This is a genomic window from Azospirillum oryzae, assembly GCF_900177515.1.
Taxonomy (GTDB): domain Bacteria; phylum Pseudomonadota; class Alphaproteobacteria; order Azospirillales; family Azospirillaceae; genus Azospirillum; species Azospirillum oryzae_A.
The window spans coordinates 479,433-498,604 of the sequence record NZ_FXAK01000005.1 but is presented as its reverse complement, the minus strand read 5'-3'; the positions used below and the strand labels follow the sequence as shown (position 1 = coordinate 498,604).

The following is a 19,172-nucleotide window of genomic DNA, read 5'->3' as shown; positions in this document are numbered from 1 at the left end:
GCTCTGGTCAGGCGCGGCGCGCGACGACGAAATCGGCCACGGCCTTCAACATATCGGCACGCCCATCGAAAATGTCCAAGTGCTGCGATGCCTGATGGGACAGCATTTCCGCCTGGGCGCGGGCACGGTCGCGACCGAGGATCGACACGAAGGTCGCCTTGCCGGCCTGGGCATCGCGGCCGACGGTCTTTCCGGTCTCTTCCGCCGTTCCTTCCACATCCAGCAGATCGTCGACGATCTGGAAGGCCAGCCCCAGATCGTGGGCATAGGCGCGCAACGCCGTGCGCTGCGGCGGGTTGGCCTTGCCCAGGATGCCGCCGGCCTCGCAGGAAAAGGCGATCATCTCGCCGGTCTTCATCCGCTGCAGCCGGGTGGTGGTGCCGAGATCGAAGCTCTCGTGCTCGGCGATCAGGTCCAGCATCTGGCCGCCGACCATGCCGTGGCCGCCGGCCGCCTTCGCCAGGGCCGACACCAGCTGGCAACGGATATTGGGATCCTCGTGAGTCGCCGGATCGGCCAGCACCTCGAACGCCAGCGTCAGCAGCCCGTCGCCGGCCAGGATCGCGGTCGCCTCGTCGAACTGGCGGTGGCAGGTCGGCCGGCCGCGCCGCAGCTCACCGTCGTCCATCGCCGGCAGGTCGTCGTGGACCAGCGAATAGCTGTGGACCATCTCCACCGCCGCGGCGGCGCGGATGGCGCAGTCCGGGTTGACGCCGAACAGCGCCGCCGACTGCATCACCAGGAACGGGCGCAGCCGCTTGCCGCCGTTCAGGCAGCCATAGCGCATGGCGTCGAACACCCGCGCCTCCGCCAAGTCGGTGGTCGGCAGCAGGGCGCCGATCTTCATCTCGACGGCCTGCGCGATCTCCGCCATTGCGGATTTCAATTCGGTCTGGGAAATGGTCTGCACGTCAGTCGATCCGGGCGGGTTCGGTGCCGAGGGAGCCGTCGGCGCTAACGGTGATGCGGTCGATCTTGGCCTGCGCCTCGCGCAGCTTCATCTCGCAATGGCGCTTCAGCGCCGTGCCGCGTTCGTAGGAGGAGATGGCGTCGTCGAGCTTGCCGCGGCCTTCCTCGAGCTGGCGGACGATCCGCTCCAGTTCGGCGAGCGCATCCTCGAAGCTGAGGGCGGCGATGTCGGGCGGAATGGGAACGCCAGGATTCGGAATGGAAGCGGCGGAAGGGGGCATGTCGGGCAGAACCATCGATGGAACCTCAAGCCCGCGAAGGTATGCCCCGCCCTCGTCCGGCGCAAGACCCGAGGCACTCACGTACCCCGGCCCTTGCGGACTATGTGCCGCCGCTGTGCGGCCTATGCGTTCGGGCAGTCCCTCCCCCTTTCGGGAGAAGGATGGCCGCCGGCCGGCCCGGAACGGACCGGTCAGCAGTACATCAGTTCGCGCACATGGGCCGCGCTTGCCGACGCCAATGCCCGAAGGTTGTAGCCACCCTCCAGCACCGAGACGATCCGCGCGCCGCAATGGGTTCGGGCCAATTCGCCCAGCTTGCGGGTGGCCCAGACGAAATCATCGTCGATCAGATGCAGGCCGGCGAGCGGATCGCGAGAATGGGCGTCGAATCCGGCGGAGATGATCAGCAGGTCCGGCTTGAAATGGTCGATGGCCGGCAGGATGACGTGCGTCATCGCGTGCCGGAACTCCGGCGACCCCGCCATGGCCGGCAGCGGCGCGTTGACGCAGTTGCCGTACTCCCCCTTCTCACCCGCGTCGCCGGTGCCGGGATAGAGCGGCGATTGGTGGGTGGAGCAATAGAGCATGTCGGGGTCGAACTGCAGGATGTCCTGCGTGCCGTTGCCGTGATGGACGTCGAAATCCATCACCGCCACCCGCTGCAGCCCATGGACGGCGCGGGCGTGGAAGGCACCGACGGCGGCGTTGTTGAACAGGCAGAAGCCCATCGCCTTCTCCCGCTCCGCATGGTGGCCGGGCGGGCGGACGGCGCAGAAGGCGTTGCGCGACTGGCCGGTCGCCACCGCGTCGACCGCGGCGCAGACCGCGCCGGCCGCACGCAGCGCCGCCTCCCCCGATCCGGGCGAGACGACCGTGTCGGCATCGACGCCCGCATGCTCCACGTCGGGGATCAGCGACAGCACGCGGTCGATGTGCGACTGCGGATGCGCCCGCAGAAGCTGTTCAACCGTGGCGCGCGGCGCCTCCTGCCGTTCCAGCATGTGGAACTCCTCCGTCTCCAGCGCGGCGAGCACGGCGCGCAGGCGGTCGGAGCATTCGGGATGACCGAGACCCGTGTCGTGCTCCAGGCACGCCGGGTGGGTGAACAGGGTGGTGAACATCGATTTTTCGGTCGTTATCGTTGGTTTTCGGGCGGCGATTGCAGCGTTTCCGAAAACCATTCTTCCCGCATCGCTAATGAAAGTACAGGCTGAATCCAGGACGATTCGTCACAGCCCACTTTCGGGAACCGGGGCAATCCGTGACCCCCTGCGTTTGGGGTATAAGCGGTGCGGCGGATCGCCGGTTCAGACCACCCGTTCGATGACGAAGCGCAGGACGCCGTCCTCTTCGGTAACGGAGAGCAGGCGGTTGCCGGTCGCCTCGCAGAATGCGGGAAAGTCCTTGCGGGCGCCGGGATCGGTCGCCTCCACCGTCAGGGTGTCGCCAATTGCGATGGTCTTGATGGCCTTGCGCGCGCGCAGGACAGGGAGCGGGCACTGCAAGCCCTTGGTATTCAAAGGATGGTCGGTCATGACGGAATGCTACCCGACCGGCCGGCCGGTGTCACGACGGATGCTGTGATGCGGCCGGGCATCCCATTGCGGATGATTATCGCTCACAACCGGAAGCTGGTATATCTGTAGCGGCTCTGTTTCGCGGTGCGAGAAAAACCGGGCTCTGACGATGATGGCGACGCTCAAGCCGTCGCTTGCGCCAAGCAGCGGCGCGGTCGCCATGCCGGATTCCCACAGGTGGACAATAGCGGCCGGATACGAATATACTAGGATACGAGCATTTTTCTTTGCCGGGCCGCGCAACGACGGCTCGCGCACAATACGACACGTAAAAACGAATCGGAACGGACAGGGCGACGGTAGAGCGATGAAGATCGAGGATTTGCAGGCCAACGCCCGCCGGGCAAGTGCGCTGTTGAAGGCGATGTGCAACGAGCGGCGGCTGCTCATCCTGTGCCATTTGAGCCAGGGCGAGAGGTCGGTGGGCGAGTTGGAGGATCTGGTCGGGCTCAGCCAGTCGGCGCTGTCCCAGCATCTGGCCCGGCTGCGCAACGACAATCTGGTCCGCACGCGGCGCAGCGCCCAGAACATCTACTATTCGCTGAACGGGCACGAGGCGCAGACGATCATGACGACGCTGCACGGCCTCTATTGCACGCCCGCGGCTGAAGATGCCGATGGCGACAGCCGCAGCAGCGACTCAGGAGCCGACCAGACCGACCTGCGCGCCGCCGCGGCCGGCTGATCGCCGGACGCCACCGCCCCGTTCCGACAGGCGCAAGCCTCAGCCGCGTGCCCGCAGAGCCGCGACCGCCAGCGCCAGCCAGCCGAGCATGAAGCTCCATCCGCCGGCCGGCGCCGTCATCGGCACCGGCAGCGGTCCGACGGTGCCCAGCGCATAGAGCGTGCCGCAGAACAGCAGGATCCCGGCGATGAACAGCCATCCGGCGATCCGCAGGGCCGTGCCGCCGATCCTGCCGTTCAACGCCACCAGCAGCACAAGCGCCAGCGCATGCGCCATCTGGTATTGGCCGGCGATGCGGAACCACTCCTGCGCCTGCGGCTGGGCGGCCAGCGCATGGCTGGCATAGGCGCCGGCGCCGACCGCCATGGCGCCGTTCAGCGCGGCGAAGACGATCCAGATCCGGTCGATCACTCCCACGGCCGTCCTTCCCTTCCTTCGCACCATCCCCGGCCGGTGTTTGGAGCCTGGAGCAGTGCTATGCTGACGTCTGTCTACACGCAGCCCGCCCCTGCGAGCAAGAAACGACCATGACGTCCACCACGCCATCGCCCCTGGTCAGCATCGTCACCCCCACCTGGCAGCGCGAGGAGTTCCTGCCGCGCCTGCATGCCTGCATCCGGGCACAGAGCCACGGCGAAATCGAGTGGCTGGTGTTCGACGACAGTCCGCGCCCGTCGGCCTACCTGAAGGCGCTGGCGAATCCTCGGCTGAAATATTTCTACTCGCCCAGCCGCTACGCCATCGGCGAGAAGCGCAACATCCTGGCCGAGCATGCGAAGGGATCGGTGATCGTCCACATGGACGACGACGACTTCTATGCTCCGACCTATGTGGAGCGGATGCTTGAGTGGCTCGACCGGGGGCATGATCTGGTGAAGCTGTCCGGCTGGTTCCTCTACAGCGTGCCGCACCGGCGCTTCGGCTATTGGGACACGGCCCGCGGCGGCTCGCACCATCGCTGGGGTCGGCAAGGCTGCAGCTATGTCGAGGCGCCGGATGCCCTGCCCTCCACCGACAATCTCGACGGTTACGGCTTTTCCTATGCCTACCGGCGCGCGGTATGGGAGGGGGTGCGCTTCCCGGCGGTGAACGCCTGCGAAGACGCGCCCTTCGTCAAGGCCGCACGCGACCGCTTCCGCGTCGGCGCCTTCCCGGACACGGAGGGGCTGTGCTTGCACACGCTGCACGCCCGCAGCACCAGCCTTTGCCTGCCGCAATACGAATTGCCGCCGCTGCTGATGGATCGGCTGTTCGGCCCGGAAGCGGCCGCTTACACCTGAACGTCGAGGAACATGCCGCGGCGATAGTTGCGCGGCAGGGTCAGCACGCCGTTGACCACCAGGGCTGCCAGTTCGCGCAAACTCGGAACCCGTTGCCGTCCCTGCTGGCCGACACCTTCGGCGCGTCCACGCGCACCGCTGGCGGCAACGCGGCCGCCACCGGAGTCGGGGCGGATCAACTCGTTAGAACGGTCGCCGGTGCGTCTGGTCTCTACCATGCCGCCTATTTACCATAAATGCCGCACGGGAGGAAGGGGCGCGGCTGGTGACAATTATCGTTCGGATCCAAGCCGATAGCACCGGCCCCGCACCCCCTCTGCCTGGGCAGGCGGCCCGAGACGGCGGACATTCACCATAAGGTAATTTCGATAGTGGTAGGGTTTCCTTTACGTTTTAAGTGCGAACATTTTGTAGACATATTATTTCGCCGGATGTGACGCATCCGGTCGGTCCATCCAACCGCGATCCTTGCCGAGGCATCATGACATCGGACGTGGCACGCTTCCTTGGCTTCGCATTTGCCAATGCGGATGTGCTGATCGAGGTGGACGCCCGCGGACTCATCGGCTTCGCCGCCGGCGCCTTGCAGCATGTCCTGGGCATCACCGATGCCGAGTTGATCGGACAGCCGATCGACCGGATGCTGGCGGCCGGCGACCGTGGGCTGGTGCGGCGCCTGCTGCGCACCGCCGGGTCAAACCGCCGGCTGGAGCCGCGGACGGTCGCTCTGGCGGGCGGGACGCAGGCCACCCTGTCCGGCTATCGGCTCGGCCGGTCTCCCAACGTGCAACTGACGCTGACCCGGTCGGAAAGCAAAGGAGCCGAGGCGCCGGCCCGCGATGCGGAGACCGGGCTGCTCGATCCAGAGGCCTTCCAGGCGCAGCTTGGCGAACGCTTCGGTGTCGATGTCGGCCAGTCGCCGCCGAAGCTGACGCTCATCAAGATCGCCGATTTCGGCGAGGTCAAATCGCGCCTGGGCCCGGAACTGACGCTGCGCCTGCTGGGGGAGGTCGGGGCGCTGCTGCGCGTCCATGCCGCCGACGACACGCTGGCGACGCGGCTGGGAGAGGACCGCTTCGGCCTCGTCCACGGCAGCGACCTGTCGGCCGGCGCTCTCGCCGACGAAATCGCGGTGACCGGCGCGAGCCTGTCGCCGGACGGCCAGCCGCTGGCCTCGGAAAACCTGACGCTGGACATGTCCGCCCCCGGCCTCAGCCGCGAGGACGCCGGGCGCGTCCTGATGTTCACGGTGAAGAGCTTCGCCGAGGAGACGGCCAAGTTCGACATCTCCACCATGCATGACGCGGTGAAGCTGCTGGTCGACCAGACGGTGACGCGGGTGACCAGCCTGCGCACCACCCTGACCGACGACCGGCTGAAGCTGCAGTTCCAGCCCATCGTCTCGCTCGCCACCCGCGGCCTGCACCATTACGAGGCGCTGGCCCGCTTCCCCAACGGTGCCCCCGGCCCGACCATTGCCTTCGCCGAGCAGATCGGCATGGTCCACGACGTCGACCTGCTGGTCTGCGAAAAGGCGCTGGAGACGCTGTCAACCGACCCGACGCTGCAGATCGCCGTGAACATGTCGGCGGCCTCGCTGGGCAGCGACATCTTCGTGGTGGCTTTCCAGCGGCTGGTCGCCCGCGATCCGGCGCTGCGCTCCCGCCTGCTGGTGGAGGTGACCGAATCGACCGGCCTGACCGACCTGCCGCGCGCCGCCCGCGTGCTGGAGGAACTGCGCCGTGCCGGCCACCGCATCTGCCTGGACGATTTCGGGGCCGGCGCGGCGTCCTTTCCCTACATCCAGGCCCTGCCGGTGGATTTCGTGAAGATCGACGGCAGCTATGTCCGCCGGCTGGGCGGCAGCCCGCGCGACGACGCCATCCTGCGCGCCATGGTCGGGCTGTGCCGGGAAATCCGCGTGCAGGTGATCGCCGAGATGGTGGAGACGCAGGATCAGGCGGCGCAGCTCAACGCCTGGGGCTTCGAACTGGCCCAGGGCTATCATTTCGGCAGACCGGCAGACCGCCCGGCCTACAAGCCGGCAAGCCTGTTCGCCCCGCCGGCTCCCGCCCGTCCTGGCCTGTCGGACGGCTGGGCCTGAGGCCGCTCCCCCATCTATAACCGACGCCATACGACCAAATCTTTTGCTTCCGAGTGGAATGAAAGCCGGAGCGGCGACGTTCATCGGCTCATGAGGGGACAAGATACCCCCCGACACCAGGAGGACGCCGGAATGACTGGCCGCTTTGGTTTTGGATTGAAAGCCGTGGTTCTGGGCGCTCTGGTCGCCGGATCGATGCTGGGCGCCACCGCCAGCCCTGCCGCCGCCCATGACGGCTGGCGCGGACGAGGCGACCATGGCCGCGAATGGTACGGCCCCGGCCGCGGCGGACCGGACTGGCGTTGGGAGCGCCCTCATCACCGCCATTGGCGCGAGCGCGGCGCCTATTACGCCCCGCCGCCCGTCGTCTACGCGCCGCCCCCTGTGGTCTACGCGCCGCCGCCGCGGGTGATCTATGCACCGCCGCCCGTCGTCTACGCGCCGCCCGTGGTCCCCGGCTTCGGCCTCAGCGTCAACATCCGCTGACGGTACCGGCGCTGACGCAGCGGCCCACCCGGCGAAAAGGACGGCTTCCGGCAGAGCGCTCCCCGCATTATGGTGCGCCCCGTTCGGTTAAGCCGCCCCGCCGGGGCGCAGCAGCCAGGGAGACGGGCTTTGCGGGTTCATAGTGTGTGCGCCGCGGTAGTGGGCAGCCTTTCCATCGCCTTCGGGATCGCCGGCGCCGGTTCCGCCGATGCGGCCGAGCCCCGCCTGATGGCGGCGCTTGGCAACACCGTGCTGACGATGACCGACATCGGACCGAAGCACACCCAGGTGTCGGTGAACGACAAGCCCGTGTTCGAAGACAAGGAGAGCGACATGCTGTCCTTCGTCGGCGCCTATTCCCTGAAGGACCGCTGGATCGCCCTGTTCCAGGCCGACACCGGCGCCAAGGACTGCCCCACCCGCTTCCGCATTCTGGAGGTCGGCGGGCCGCAGCCGCTGGTCTCCTATCCCTTCGGGTCCTGCAGCGATGCCGCCCAGGTCACCATCGACAACGATGTCCTGACCGTCTCGATGCCGCAGCCCGGCGGCGGGGGCGAGGCCGCCTGGACCTATCGCAACGGCAGGATCGGCCGCAGCAAGTGAGCAATCGGCACGGCAGGGTTCCGCCTCCCGCGCCGTGTCCCTCGATTGACGGCGGCAGGCGCAGCTTTTAAGGTCCGGACCTCCGCGCATTCCCGTTCCGGGACAGGAAGTCCGCCCCAGAAAGTTCGCTCCATGACTGCCAGCAGCGCCAGCCGGCCGAGCCGTCGGCCCAACACTCCGCTCTTCTCCTCGGGTCCCTGCGCGAAGCGTCCGGGCTGGTCGCTCGACGCACTGGACGGCGCGCTGCTCGGCCGCTCCCACCGCTCCAAGCCGGGCAAGGCCAAGCTGAAGGAGGTCATCGACCTCACCCGCGCGGTGCTGGGCATCCCCGGCGACTATCGCATCGGCATCGTCCCCGCCTCCGACACCGGTGCGGTGGAGATGGCGCTGTGGTCGATGCTGGGCGCCCGCGGCGTCGACATGCTGGCCTGGGAAAGCTTCGGCAAGGAATGGGTGACGGATGTCGCCAAACAGCTGAAGCTGCCGGACGTCCGCAACCTGATCGCCCCCTATGGCGAGTTGCCGGACCTGTCGGCGGTCGATTTCAACCGCGATGTCGTCTTCACCTGGAACGGCACCACCGCCGGCGTACGGGTGGCCGACGGCGACTGGATCGCCGACGATCGCGAAGGGCTGACCATCTGCGACGCCACCTCCGCCGCCTTCGCCATGGCGCTGCCCTGGCACAAGATCGACGTCGCCACCTGGTCCTGGCAGAAGGTGCTGGGCGGCGAGGCGGCGCACGGCATGCTGGTGCTGAGCCCGCGCGCGGTGGAACGGCTGGAGAGCTTCCAGCCCGACCGGCCGCTGCCGAAGATCTTCCGCCTGACCAAGAACGGCAAGCTGATCGAAGGCATCTTCGAAGGCGACACCATCAACACGCCGTCGATGCTGTGCGTCGAGGACGCCATCGACGGCCTGCGCTGGGCCCTGTCGCTGGGCGGACTGACCCAGCTGATCCGCCGGTCGGAGCAGAATCTTCGCATCGTCACGGAATGGGTGGAGACCAGCCCCTGGGCCGGCTTCCTGGCCACGGATCCGGCCAACCGCTCCTGCACCTCGATCTGCCTGCGCTTCACCGACCCCGACGTGACCGCCCTCCCGGAGGAGGCGCAGGCCGCCTTCGCCAAGAAGCTGTCTGCCCTGCTGGAGAAGGAGGAGGCCGCCTTCGACGCCGGCTCCTACCGCGACGCGCCTCCCGGCCTGCGGCTGTGGGGCGGCGCCACGGTGGAGAACGAGGATATGGAGGCGGTGCTGCCCTGGCTCGATTGGGCCTTCGCCACCGTGAAGGCGGAGGTTCTCGGCCCCAAGCGGGGTTGAGGTCGGTCAAGCGCGAGCCGGGCCGTAGTCCACAGCCCTGTTCTACTCCCCTTAAAAAGCCCCACCGTGGCATAGCCGCCACGGTGGGGCTTTTTGCATGCGCGTCTTTTGTGCTTTGCAGCAAAGGATCGGGGCAAGGAACCGTTCGTACACCGCAGCATTTCTGCACCAGTGTGACCGGCCCGACGCGCGTTCCGACCTCGCAAGCTTGACCATGGTTATCCACAGAACCGTGGACAAGGTGGTGGATAAGCCTGTTGAACCATCGGTCGCGCCTGTCCCGAAACCGTCATGGAGGAAACGGGACCGATTCGCCCCTACGGTCGCCGGACGGGCGGGGGCGGTTCCCCGGTTGAGGCACCGCCCTATCCCGAAGATGGTCTGGCAGGCTGTCGGTTGTGTCCCGACTCTTGGAAGGGATTTCCGGCGGTCCCGCTGCGGTGCGGCAACGCCGGTGCAACGACGGAAGGGCTCGGGAACGACCATGGCGCACTACCTCATCACCGGCGGCTGCGGATTCATCGGCTCGCATCTGGCCGACCGGCTGCTCGCCGACGGGCACCGGGTGACGATCCTCGACAACATGTCGAGCGGCCGGCTGGAGAACAAGCCGAGCGCCGCGGCGCTGGTGGTGGGCGACGTCGCCGATCCCGACGCGGTGCGCGAGGCGATGGCCGGCGACAATGGCGAAGGGGTGGACGGCGTCTTTCACCTCGCCGCCGTCGCCTCGGTCCAGAAATCGCGCGAGCTGTGGGCGGAGACCCACCGCACCAACCTGCTGGGCACCGTCACCGTGTTCGAGGCGGCGCGCGACGCCAAGCGCGGCAGCCCGGTCCCGGTGGTCTACGCCTCCTCCGCCGCTGTCTATGGCGACAACACCAACACGCCGCTGAAGGAGGACGAGCTGCCACGCCCGCTGTCGGCCTATGGCGTCGACAAGCTGGGCTGCGAGATGCATGCCCGCGTCGCCTGGGCGATCCAGGGGGTGCCGACGGTCGGCTTCCGCTTCTTCAACGTCTATGGCCCCCGCCAGGACCCGATGTCGCCCTATTCCGGCGTGATCTCCATCTTCGCCCGCCGGGTCGCCCGCGGCGAGGACGTGGAGATCCACGGCGACGGCCAGCAGGTCCGCGACTTCGTCTTCGTCGGCGACGTGGTCCGCATCCTGGCACTGACCATGGAGCGGCGATTCGCCGGGTCGCAGGTCTACAACCTCTGCACCGGCCGCGCGACCTCGTTGGTGATGCTGCTGGAGGTGCTGCAGGAGCTGTGCAACAGCAAGGTCCGCCGCCGCCACACCGAACCGCGGGCCGGCGACATCCGCGTGTCGATCGGCGACCCGTCGCTGATGCGCTCCACCTTCGACACCATGTGCCAGGTCGGCCTGCTCCAGGGCCTGAGCGCCACCCTGACCGGCCGTATGCCTTGAGGGCGGTGCCATAGGCGAGTATGAGGGGGAGCAGTCATCAAGGTGAATGAAACATGCCCCGCCGCCGATCCCTCTCCCTGCGGGGCCTGTTCGTCGTCCTGGCGATCCTCGCCGCCGTCGCCTTGGCGGAGCGGGTCCACATCATCCCGCCCGGCACGCTCGACCGCCTGCTGGGGCAGGAAACCCAACGCCCCCGCCAGCCACGCAGGCAGGAGCAGGCCGAGCCGCCTCCGCCGGTCGTCGCCCGTGCCACCGACAAGATCGATTATACCGAGGTCGCCCGGCAGCTCGACAGCATCCGGGTGGAGTCCGAAAAGCGCCGCGGCTACGACCGCGATGCGTGGCCGCACTGGCTGGCGCTGGAAGGCGGCTGCCTGAACGCGCGCGAGAAGGTGCTTATCCGTGATTCCCGCCGCCCGGCGACGCTCGACGCCAAGGGCTGCAGCGTGAAATCAGGGGACTGGATCGACCCCTACACCGGCGAACGCTTCACCGACCCGCAGATGGTCGACATCGACCACCGGGTGCCGCTGGAGGAGGCCTATGCCAGCGGCGGCTACGACTGGAGTCGCGAGAAGCGTGCCGCCTACGCCAACGACACCAGCGACCCGCTGACCCTGCTGGTCTCCAGCCGCGAGGCCAACCGCGCCAAGGGCTCCAAGGGGCCGGAGGAGTGGCTGCCGCCCAAGCGCGACGGCATCTGCCTCTATGTCGCCGACTGGATCCTGGTGAAGGCGCGCTGGAGCCTCAGCATGGACGAGCGGGAGCGGGTGACGGTCGGCAACATCCTGAACGACTGCCGCACCTCGGCCGGGCAGCAGCGCTGACGCAGCCCTGCCCTGCCCGGTGCATTGTTGGGCGCACCACCGGTTTCGCGCTACCGTCCACCCCAAAACCGGATGGCCGGAACGGGAGGAATTCATGAACGGAGAGTCCAACGCCCTATGGCGGGAAAGCGCCGCCACCCTGGCGGAACGGCTGGCGAAGCGGGAGCTGTCGGCACGCGAGGCGGTCGAGGTGCATCTGGCGCGGATCGCCGCGGCTGAACCGGCGCTGTCCGCCTTCATCACCGTCGCCGCCGACAAGGCGCTGGCCCGCGCCGACGCGCTGGATGCCCGGCCGGCGCCCGTCGGGCGGCTGCATGGCGTGCCGGTGGCGGTGAAGGATCTGACCGACACCGCCGGCATCCGCACCACCTACGGCTCGGCGCTCTACGCCGACCATGTGCCGGCCGGCAGCGACATCGCGGTGGCGCGGATCGAGGCGGCGGGCGGCATCGTCATCGGCAAGACCAACACCCCGGAATTCGGATTCGGCGCCATCTGCCGGAACCGCCTGTACGGACCGACCCGCAACCCGGCCGATCCGGCTTTGACCTCCGGCGGGTCGAGCGGCGGGTCGGCGGCGGCGGTCGCGGTCGGTATGGCGCCGCTGGCGCACGGCACCGATTATGGCGGGTCGGTGCGGGTCCCGGCCAGCTTCTGCGGCGTCGCTTCCATCCGGCCGACTCCGGGGCTGATCCCGGCGCCCGGCCGCGCACTGGGCTGGGACACGCTGGCGACCCATGGCGTGCTGGCGCGCGACACGGCGGATTGCGCATTGCTGCTGTCGGCGATGGCCGGCAGCGACCTGCGCGACCCGACCTCCCTGTTCGGCGACTGCGACGACGGGTCGGAGACGCGGCTGGGCGCCACCGCCGATTTCGGCGTCGCCACCGTCTCCCAGGCGGTGCGGGAGCGCTTCGCCGAGGCGGTCGAGCGGCTGGAGCGGGCCGCCGGGCCGGTGGCGCGCCGCCATCCCGACTGCGGCGACGCCATGGCGACCTTCCGCACTTTGCGCGCCGCTCAGACTCGCCACGCCTTCGGCCCGATGCTGGCAAAGCATGGCGAGGCGCTGACCGACACCATCCGCTGGAACATCGAGGCCGGGGCCGGCATCACCGCCGACGCCTATCTGGAGGCGCAGGCCGCCCGCACGGTGCTCTACCGCCGCTTCGTCGCGCTGTTCGAGGAGATCGACGTGCTGGCCGCCCCGGCCTGCGGCGTGCTGCCCTGGCCGAACGACGACGGCGAGGTGACGGTGATCGACGGGCGGCCGGTGGAGACCATCCTCGACTATCTCGGCGTCACCGCCATCGTCACGCTGATCGGCTTCCCGGTGCTGACCCTGCCGGTCGGCGGAGACGGTTTGCCCTTCGGCATCCAGCTGATCGCCCGGCCGGGCGAGGAACGGCGCCTGATCCGCCTGGGCCGCATGCTGGAGCGGGAAGCCGGGTTCGTCCACCGCTGGGCCGCCGCCTGGGCTCCCTGACCGGGCACCTGCCGCCGGGGCATGATCCGCGGCAGGTGACAGCGAATTCATGCCTTCGGGGCGGCAAAGGGTGGTAATCGGCAGATCATGTGCTGATCGCTTGCGAGTGCCCGACCGATGCCCGCGCGTGCATATACCCCGCCTGCCCCCACCGGACGCCTGTCCGCCGCCCGTGATTTCCTGTCAGACGTCTGGCGCCTGACCAAACCCTATTGGTCGTCGGAGGAGAAATGGGCGGCGCGCGGCCTGCTGGCGGCGATCGTCGTCCTCAATCTGGCGGCGGTGTTCATGGAGGTCTGGTTCACCCAGATCAACGCCGACATCTTCGACGCGCTGCAGGAGAAGGACCAGAGCGGCTTCATCCATGCCCTGCTGGTGTTCGGCGGTCTGGCGCTGGTTTTCATCGCGGTGGCGGTCTATCGCCTCTACCTGAACCAGATGCTGCAGATCCGCTGGCGCCGCTGGCTGACCGAGCGCTATCTCGGCGACTGGCTGCAGAACCAGACCTATTACCGGCTGCAATTCGCCAACACCGGCACCGACAACCCCGACCAGCGCATCGCCGAGGATCTGCGCAGCTTCGTCCAACTGACGCTGAGCCTGTCGCTGGGCTTCCTGACCAATCTGGTCTCGCTGGTCTCCTTCCTCGCCATCCTGTGGAGCCTGTCGGGGTCGGTCACCATCCCCTGGCTGGGCATCGACCTGCCCGGCTACATGGTGTGGGTGGCGCTGGTCTATGCCGTCGCCGGCACCTGGATCACCCACCGGATCGGCAGGCCGCTGGCCCGGCTCAGCTTCGACCAGCAGCGCTACGAGGCCGACTTCCGCTTCGCCCTGGTCCGCCTGCGCGAGAATGCCGAGAGCGTTGCCCTGCAGCAGGGCGAGGCGCAGGAGGCGCGAGGCTTCGGTGACCGCTTCGCCCGCGTCGTCGCCAACTGGTGGTCGCTGATGCGCACGCAGAAGCGGCTGGTCTGGTTCACCTCCGCCTATGGCCAGATCGCCATCATCTTCCCGCTGCTGGTCGCCGCCCCGCGCTATTTCAGCGGTGCCCTGCCGCTGGGGTCGCTGATGCAGACCTCCCAGGCCTTCGGGCAGGTGCAGGGGGCGATGTCCTGGTTCATCGACGCCTATGTGAACCTCGCCGACTGGCACGCCACCACCAGCCGTCTGACCGGCTTCCACCATGCGGTGCAGACAGTCCGCGCCGATGCCCGCGACCATGCGGGGGTGGAGCGTGCGGCGGCCACGGACGGCGCCCTGACGCTGGACGGGCTGGCCCTGACCCTGCCCAACGGCGGCACGCCGCTGGTCCGCGCCGACCTGACGGTGCGGCCGGGCGACAGGCTGCTGATCACCGGCCCCTCGGGGTCGGGCAAGAGCACCATCCTGCGCGCCATCGCCGGCATCTGGCCCTTCGGCCGCGGCCGCATTGCCCTGCCTGCCGGGGCCAACGCCACCGCCAACGGCAGCATGGTCCTGCCGCAGAAGCCCTATCTGCCGATCGGCAGCCTGCGCGCTGCCGTCACCTATCCCGCCGCTGCCGACGCCTTCGAGGCGGAGGCAGTGCGCGAGGTGCTGGACGCCGTCGGCATGGCCGGCTTTGCCGACCGGCTGGACGAGGAGGACCACTGGTCGCAACGCCTGTCCGGCGGCGAGCAGCAGCGCATCGCCGTCGCCCGCGCCCTGCTGCACAAGCCCGACTGGCTCTATCTGGACGAGGCCACCTCCGCCTGCGACCCGGAGACGGAGGAGCGGCTTTACGGCCTGCTTCGCACTCGCCTGCCCGGCACCACCCTGATCAGCGTCGGCCACCGCCCCGCCCTCGCCGCTTTCCACGACCGCCGGCTGACGGTTCGGCGCGACCGTGACGGGATCGGGGAGTTGGCTGCCGTATAGGCTACGCAGGCGGCCGCTCCCCCCGCGCCTCCGCCAGCAGCCACTGCCGGAAGGCAGCAAAAGGCGGGTGGTCAGCCTTGCCGCGGGGGTGGACGAGGTAATAAGCACGCGCGCTGCGATGGGGACGGTCGATGGCCGGAACCAGGGTGCCGTCGTCCAACTCGGCGCGGACCAGCAGGGTCGGCAGCAGGGCAACACCCAGACCCGCCTCTGCCGCCTGGGCGGTGGTTGCGAACTGTTCGAACACCATGCCGGCGCCAGGACGCGGCGGCAGCCCCTGGGCCGACAGCCACTCGTTCCACGCATCGGCGCGGGTGCTGGTGTGCAGCAGCGGCAGCGACAGCAGGTCGGCCGGCTCCGCCACCGGATGCGCCCTGAGGAAGGCGGGGGAGCAGACCGGCAGCACCTCCTCGTCCAGCAGATGGTCGCAGACAGCGTCGGGCCAGTCGCCGAAGCCGTAGTGGATGGCGGCGTCCAGGTCGTGCAGGCGGAAATCGAAGGGCGCCAGCTTGGTGGTGAAGTGGATCGTCACCTGCGGGTGCGCCGCCTGGAAGGCCGGCAGCCGCGGCACCAGCCAGCGCGTGCCGAAGGTCGGCAGGATGGCGAGGTTCAGCACGCCGCCCTTGGGCGCGGCGATGGTCCGCACGGTTGCCGCCGCGATCTGGCGCAGGGCGTCGCGGATCGGGTCGGCATAGAGCGCCCCGGTCGGGGTCAGCGTCACCCGCTGGCCCTTGCGGGTGAACAGCGGCGTGCCGATCTGGTCCTCCAGCGCCTTGATCTGCCGGCTGACCGCCCCTTGCGTCAGCGACAGCTCCGCCGCCGCGGCGGTGAAGCTGCCGGTGCGGGCCGCCGCCTCGAAGGCGGTCAGCATGCTCATGGAGGGGAGGAGGCGGCGCTGCAGATCCATGACCTCTTCATTACCAAAGCTCATGACCTGTGGAAAGAAAGTCGTTTGCGCCCTGGCGCACGGCACGGCACGCTCGCTATCCTGGAGATCCTGAACAGGCAGGGCGGCATCGCGATGAAGACCGGTGGTCAGTTGGTCGTCGAAGCGCTGGAAGCGCAGGGCGTGCGGCGGGTGTTCGGCGTGCCGGGCGAGAGCTATCTCGCCGTACTGGACGCCCTGCACGACAGCCCGATCGAGATGGTCGTCGCCCGCCACGAAGGCGGCGCCGCGATGATGGCGGAGGCGCAGGCCAAGCTGACCGGCCGCCCCGGCGTCTGCCTCGTCACCCGCGGTCCCGGCGCCACCAACGCCGCGTCGGGCATCCATGTCGCCCAGCAGGATGAAACCCCGATGGTCGTGCTGGTCGGCCAGATCGAACGCGGCATGCGCGGCCGCGACGCGTTCCAGGAGGTAGATTACGGCAAGCTGTTCGGCGGCATGTGCAAGTGGGTCGCCGAGATCGACAGCGCCGACCGCGTACCGGAAATAATCTCCCGCGCCTTCCACACCGCGATGGCCGGCCGCCCCGGTCCGGTGGTGCTGGCCCTGCCGGAAGACACGCTGATCGAGACCGCAGACGTCGAGATCGCCCCGTTTGCGGAAGCGGTGGAGTGCGCCCCCACGCCGGCGCAGTTGGCGTCCTTCGGCGCCTTGCTGGCCAAGGCGGAACGGCCGCTTCTGGTGGTCGGCGGCTCGCGCTGGACTGCGGAATTGGCTGCGGCGCTGCAGGGCTTTGCCGAGAAGCTGTCGCTGCCGGTGGCGGTGACCTTCCGCCGACAGATGCTGTTCGATCATTGCCACCCGCTCTATGCCGGCGACATCGGGCTGGGCATCAATCCGAAGCTGGCGGCGCTGGTCAGGGACAGCGACCTGCTGATCCTGCTGGGCGACCGCTTCTCCGAAGTGCCGTCGCAAGCCTACGAACTGCTTGGGATTCCCGATCCGGGAAAAGCCGTGGTGCACATCCATCCGGGCGCCGAAGAGATCGGCCGGGTCTATCGCCCGACGCTGGGCATGGTCGCCACGCCGGCCGGCTTTCTCGACGCAGTGTCGGAATTGAGCCTGACCGCGAAGCCGGAATGGAAGGCCCGCGCCGAGGCCGCACACGCCGCCTACGACGCCTGGAGCACCCCGCCCGACACCATCCCCGGCGACGTGCAGATGGGCCGCATCATGGCCTGGCTGGACGAGCGGCTGGAGCATGACGCCATCTTCACCAACGGCGCCGGCAATTACGCCACCTGGATCCACCGCTTCCACCGTTTCCGCCGCTTCGGCACCCAGGCGGCGCCGGTCTGCGGGTCCATGGGCTACGGCCTTCCCGCCGCCATCGCCGCCAAGTTGCAGCACCGCACCCGCGACGTGCTGTGCTTCGCCGGCGACGGCTGCTTCCAGATGACAGGGCTGGAGTTCGGCACCGCCGTTCAGGAGGGGGCCGCCGTGATCGTGCTGGTCGTCGACAACGGCATGTACGGCACCATCCGCATGCATCAGGAACGCGAGTATCCCGGCCGCGTGTCCGGCACCCGTTTGCAGAATCCCGACTTCGCCGCCTTTGCCCGCGCCTATGGCGGCCATGGCGAAACGGTGGAGACCACCGACCAGTTCGCCCCGGCCTTCGAGCGCGCCCGCGCGTCGGGCCTGCCGGCCATCATCCACATCAAGCTCGACCCCGAAGCCCTGACCCCGACCCGGACGCTCTCCGAGATCCGTGCGGCGGGCAAGGGGAAGTGAATTCTACGCCTCGCTTTTTGACCCAAGGAGCCACCCCGGTGCAGCACAGCGACATCCTCTCCCGTTTCGGCCTGACCTCCAGCGATTCCGGTCTCACCGCCCGGTCGCCGGTGGACGGCGCCACGCTCGCCACGGTGGCGGAGACCGCGCCGTCGCAGGTGTCGGACATCGTCGCCAACGCCGCCCGCGCCTTCGAGGCGTGGCGTTCCGTGCCGGCCCCGCGCCGCGGCGAGCTGGTCCGCCTGCTGGGCGAGGAACTGCGCGCCGCCAAGGAGGATCTCGGCCGTCTGGTTTCGCTTGAAGCCGGCAAGATCTACCAGGAAGGCCTGGGCGAAGTGCAGGAGATGATCGACATCTGCGACTTCGCCGTCGGCCTGTCGCGCCAGCTCTACGGCCTGACCATCGCGTCGGAGCGTCCGGGCCATTCGATGCGCGAGACCTGGCACCCGGCCGGCCCCTGCCTCGTCATCTCCGCCTTCAACTTCCCGGTGGCGGTGTGGTCGTGGAACGCGGCACTGGCGCTGGTCTGCGGCGACCCGGTCGTCTGGAAGCCGTCGGAAAAGACCCCGCTGACCGCCGCCGCCTGTCAGGTCATCTTCGACCGCGCCGTCGCCCGCTTCGGCGACGCGCCGGCCAATCTGTCCCAGGTCGTCCAGGGCGGCCGTGAGGTCGGCGAGGCGCTGGTCGCCCACCCCGGTTTCCCCATCGTCTCGGCCACCGGCTCCACCCGCATGGGCCGCGAGGTCGCCAAGGTGGTGGCGGAGCGCTTCGGCCGCTCGATCCTGGAGCTGGGCGGCAACAACGCCATGATCGTGGCGCCGTCGGCCGACCTCGACATGGCGTTGCGCGCCATCCTGTTCTCCGCCGTCGGCACCTGCGGCCAGCGCTGCACCACGCTGCGCCGGCTGATCGTCCACCGTTCGGTCAAGGACCAGCTGCTGCCGCGCCTGAAGGCGGCCTATGCCTCGGTTTCGATCGGCAGCCCGCTGGAGACCGGCGTGCTGATGGGTCCGCTGGTGGATGCCGACGCCTTCAAGGCGATGCAGCGCGCGCTGGACTCCGCGAAGGCGGAGGGCGGCACGGTGACCGGCGGCGAGCGCACGCTGACCGACCGCTTCCCGAACGCCTATTACGTCACCCCGGCCATCGTCGAGATGCCGGCCCAGACCGAGGTGGTGCGTCACGAGACCTTCGCCCCGATCCTCTACGTCCTGACCTACGACACGCTGGAGGAGGCCATCGCGCTGCAGAACGCAGTACCGCAGGGCCTGTCCTCCTGCATCTTCTCCACCGACATCCGTGAGACGGAGCGCTTCCTGTCGGCCGCCGGGTCTGACTGCGGCATCGCCAACGTCAACATCGGTCCCAGCGGTGCCGAGATCGGCGGCGCCTTCGGCGGCGAGAAGGAGACCGGCGGCGGCCGTGAATCCGGGTCGGATTCCTGGAAGGCCTACATGCGGCGCCAGACCGCGACGGTGAACTATTCCTCCGCGCTGCCGCTGGCCCAGGGCATCAAGTTCGAGATCATGGGCTGACTCCAGCGTCCCCGCGGCGTCATCGCCCCTTGCGACCCTCTTCGCCCGGCGCGACACTCCGGCAGCGAAGGTGAAGT

Annotated in this window: 20 protein-coding genes; 12 read left to right on the top strand and 8 right to left on the bottom strand. The window is 68.7% G+C overall.

The window, feature by feature from the left end; genetic code table 11:
- Positions 1-7: 7 nt before the first annotated feature.
- From B9N97_RS10680 to B9N97_RS34905, 5 genes are all read right to left on the bottom strand, one after another.
- Positions 8-910: a polyprenyl synthetase family protein gene (locus B9N97_RS10680; protein WP_199230796.1), complete on the bottom strand. Its 903-nt coding sequence runs from the start codon at positions 908-910 to the stop codon at positions 8-10.
- Between the two features lies 1 nt (position 911).
- Complete coding sequence (locus tag B9N97_RS10675; protein ID WP_085086123.1) at positions 912-1,205, bottom strand: exodeoxyribonuclease VII small subunit; 294 nt, start codon at positions 1,203-1,205, stop codon at positions 912-914.
- A gap of 176 nt (positions 1,206-1,381) precedes the next feature.
- Positions 1,382-2,311 carry a histone deacetylase family protein gene (locus tag B9N97_RS10670; RefSeq protein WP_085086121.1) on the bottom strand — a complete coding sequence of 310 codons (930 nt, stop codon included), beginning with the start codon at positions 2,309-2,311 and terminating at the stop codon, positions 1,382-1,384.
- 186 nt (positions 2,312-2,497) lie between these two features.
- Positions 2,498-2,725, bottom strand: coding sequence for a sulfurtransferase TusA family protein (locus tag B9N97_RS10665; protein WP_085086119.1), 228 nt, complete (start codon positions 2,723-2,725; stop codon positions 2,498-2,500).
- 9 nt (positions 2,726-2,734) lie between these two features.
- Positions 2,735-2,929 carry a hypothetical protein gene (locus tag B9N97_RS34905; protein WP_143266592.1) on the bottom strand — a complete coding sequence of 65 codons (195 nt, stop codon included), beginning with the start codon at positions 2,927-2,929 and terminating at the stop codon, positions 2,735-2,737.
- A 145-nt stretch (positions 2,930-3,074) separates the two neighbouring features.
- On the opposite strand from B9N97_RS34905, the gene B9N97_RS10660 reads away from it, so the two are divergent.
- On the top strand, positions 3,075-3,452 hold the full coding sequence (locus tag B9N97_RS10660) for an ArsR/SmtB family transcription factor (protein ID WP_085086117.1): 378 nt from the start codon (positions 3,075-3,077) through the stop codon (positions 3,450-3,452).
- A 39-nt stretch (positions 3,453-3,491) separates the two neighbouring features.
- Here the strand turns inward: B9N97_RS10660 and B9N97_RS10655 are convergent, their stop codons facing one another.
- A complete protein-coding gene (locus B9N97_RS10655) occupies positions 3,492-3,869 on the bottom strand; it encodes a DUF423 domain-containing protein (protein ID WP_085086115.1) in 378 nt (125 codons plus the stop codon).
- A 110-nt stretch (positions 3,870-3,979) separates the two neighbouring features.
- Between B9N97_RS10655 and B9N97_RS10650 the strand changes: the two genes are divergently transcribed.
- Positions 3,980-4,732 (top strand): glycosyltransferase family 2 protein, encoded by a 753-nt coding sequence (locus B9N97_RS10650; RefSeq protein ID WP_085086113.1) that lies wholly within the window; start codon positions 3,980-3,982, stop codon positions 4,730-4,732.
- Here the strand turns inward: B9N97_RS10650 and B9N97_RS10645 are convergent.
- Positions 4,723-4,950, bottom strand: coding sequence for a hypothetical protein (locus B9N97_RS10645; RefSeq protein ID WP_085086111.1), 228 nt, complete (start codon positions 4,948-4,950; stop codon positions 4,723-4,725). The two genes, B9N97_RS10650 and B9N97_RS10645, sit on opposite strands and share 10 nt — an antisense overlap.
- A gap of 275 nt (positions 4,951-5,225) precedes the next feature.
- On the opposite strand from B9N97_RS10645, the gene B9N97_RS10640 reads away from it, so the two are divergent.
- From B9N97_RS10640 to B9N97_RS10605, 8 genes are all read left to right on the top strand, one after another.
- Entirely contained in the window at positions 5,226-6,836 is a 1,611-nt protein-coding gene (locus B9N97_RS10640; RefSeq protein ID WP_244560659.1) for an EAL domain-containing protein, read from the top strand.
- A 132-nt stretch (positions 6,837-6,968) separates the two neighbouring features.
- Positions 6,969-7,322: a hypothetical protein gene (locus tag B9N97_RS10635; RefSeq protein ID WP_143266591.1), complete on the top strand. Its 354-nt coding sequence runs from the start codon at positions 6,969-6,971 to the stop codon at positions 7,320-7,322.
- 129 nt (positions 7,323-7,451) lie between these two features.
- Complete coding sequence (locus tag B9N97_RS10630) at positions 7,452-7,925, top strand: hypothetical protein (protein WP_244560658.1); 474 nt, start codon at positions 7,452-7,454, stop codon at positions 7,923-7,925.
- Positions 7,926-8,057: 132 nt separating this feature from the next.
- Complete coding sequence (locus B9N97_RS10625) at positions 8,058-9,245, top strand: phosphoserine transaminase (RefSeq protein ID WP_085086103.1); 1,188 nt, start codon at positions 8,058-8,060, stop codon at positions 9,243-9,245.
- A 484-nt stretch (positions 9,246-9,729) separates the two neighbouring features.
- Entirely contained in the window at positions 9,730-10,674 is a 945-nt protein-coding gene (locus tag B9N97_RS10620; RefSeq protein WP_085086101.1) for an SDR family NAD(P)-dependent oxidoreductase, read from the top strand.
- Positions 10,675-10,727: 53 nt separating this feature from the next.
- Positions 10,728-11,501: an HNH endonuclease family protein gene (locus B9N97_RS10615; protein ID WP_085086099.1), complete on the top strand. Its 774-nt coding sequence runs from the start codon at positions 10,728-10,730 to the stop codon at positions 11,499-11,501.
- A 94-nt stretch (positions 11,502-11,595) separates the two neighbouring features.
- Complete coding sequence (locus tag B9N97_RS10610; RefSeq protein ID WP_085086097.1) at positions 11,596-12,984, top strand: amidase; 1,389 nt, start codon at positions 11,596-11,598, stop codon at positions 12,982-12,984.
- A 117-nt stretch (positions 12,985-13,101) separates the two neighbouring features.
- Positions 13,102-14,880, top strand: a complete 1,779-nt coding sequence (locus B9N97_RS10605) for an ABC transporter ATP-binding protein/permease (protein WP_085086095.1) — start codon at positions 13,102-13,104, stop codon at positions 14,878-14,880.
- Between the two features lies 1 nt (position 14,881).
- On the opposite strand, the gene gcvA is transcribed toward B9N97_RS10605, so the two are convergent.
- Positions 14,882-15,787, bottom strand: a complete 906-nt coding sequence (gene gcvA, locus B9N97_RS10600; RefSeq protein WP_085086093.1) for a transcriptional regulator GcvA — start codon at positions 15,785-15,787, stop codon at positions 14,882-14,884.
- Positions 15,788-15,901: 114 nt separating this feature from the next.
- Here gcvA and B9N97_RS10595 point away from each other — a divergent pair, with 114 nt between their 5' ends.
- Positions 15,902-17,560 (top strand): thiamine pyrophosphate-binding protein, encoded by a 1,659-nt coding sequence (locus tag B9N97_RS10595; RefSeq protein ID WP_085086712.1) that lies wholly within the window; start codon positions 15,902-15,904, stop codon positions 17,558-17,560.
- 38 nt (positions 17,561-17,598) lie between these two features.
- A complete protein-coding gene (gene amaB / locus B9N97_RS10590) occupies positions 17,599-19,095 on the top strand; it encodes an L-piperidine-6-carboxylate dehydrogenase (protein ID WP_143266587.1) in 1,497 nt (498 codons plus the stop codon).
- The last annotated feature ends 77 nt before the right edge of the window (positions 19,096-19,172 follow it).

Bases quoted from the DNA above. Each gene is read 5' to 3' on its own strand.
- B9N97_RS10675 (WP_085086123.1), bottom strand. From the start codon at position 1,205: ATGGTTCTGCCCGACATGCCCCCTTCCGCCGCTTCCATTCCGAATCCT.
- B9N97_RS10670 (WP_085086121.1), bottom strand. From the start codon at position 2,311: ATGTTCACCACCCTGTTCACCCACCCGGCGTGCCTGGAGCACGACACG.
- B9N97_RS10665 (WP_085086119.1), bottom strand. From the start codon at position 2,725: ATGACCGACCATCCTTTGAATACCAAGGGCTTGCAGTGCCCGCTCCCT.
- B9N97_RS34905 (WP_143266592.1), bottom strand. From the start codon at position 2,929: ATGGCGACCGCGCCGCTGCTTGGCGCAAGCGACGGCTTGAGCGTCGCC.
- B9N97_RS10660 (WP_085086117.1), top strand. From the start codon at position 3,075: ATGAAGATCGAGGATTTGCAGGCCAACGCCCGCCGGGCAAGTGCGCTG.
- B9N97_RS10650 (WP_085086113.1), top strand. From the start codon at position 3,980: ATGACGTCCACCACGCCATCGCCCCTGGTCAGCATCGTCACCCCCACC.
- B9N97_RS10645 (WP_085086111.1), bottom strand. From the start codon at position 4,950: ATGGTAGAGACCAGACGCACCGGCGACCGTTCTAACGAGTTGATCCGC.
- B9N97_RS10635 (WP_143266591.1), top strand. From the start codon at position 6,969: ATGACTGGCCGCTTTGGTTTTGGATTGAAAGCCGTGGTTCTGGGCGCT.
- B9N97_RS10625 (WP_085086103.1), top strand. From the start codon at position 8,058: ATGACTGCCAGCAGCGCCAGCCGGCCGAGCCGTCGGCCCAACACTCCG.
- B9N97_RS10620 (WP_085086101.1), top strand. From the start codon at position 9,730: ATGGCGCACTACCTCATCACCGGCGGCTGCGGATTCATCGGCTCGCAT.
- B9N97_RS10615 (WP_085086099.1), top strand. From the start codon at position 10,728: ATGCCCCGCCGCCGATCCCTCTCCCTGCGGGGCCTGTTCGTCGTCCTG.
- B9N97_RS10610 (WP_085086097.1), top strand. From the start codon at position 11,596: ATGAACGGAGAGTCCAACGCCCTATGGCGGGAAAGCGCCGCCACCCTG.
- B9N97_RS10605 (WP_085086095.1), top strand. From the start codon at position 13,102: ATGCCCGCGCGTGCATATACCCCGCCTGCCCCCACCGGACGCCTGTCC.
- gcvA (WP_085086093.1), bottom strand. From the start codon at position 15,787: ATGGATCTGCAGCGCCGCCTCCTCCCCTCCATGAGCATGCTGACCGCC.
- B9N97_RS10595 (WP_085086712.1), top strand. From the start codon at position 15,902: ATGAAGACCGGTGGTCAGTTGGTCGTCGAAGCGCTGGAAGCGCAGGGC.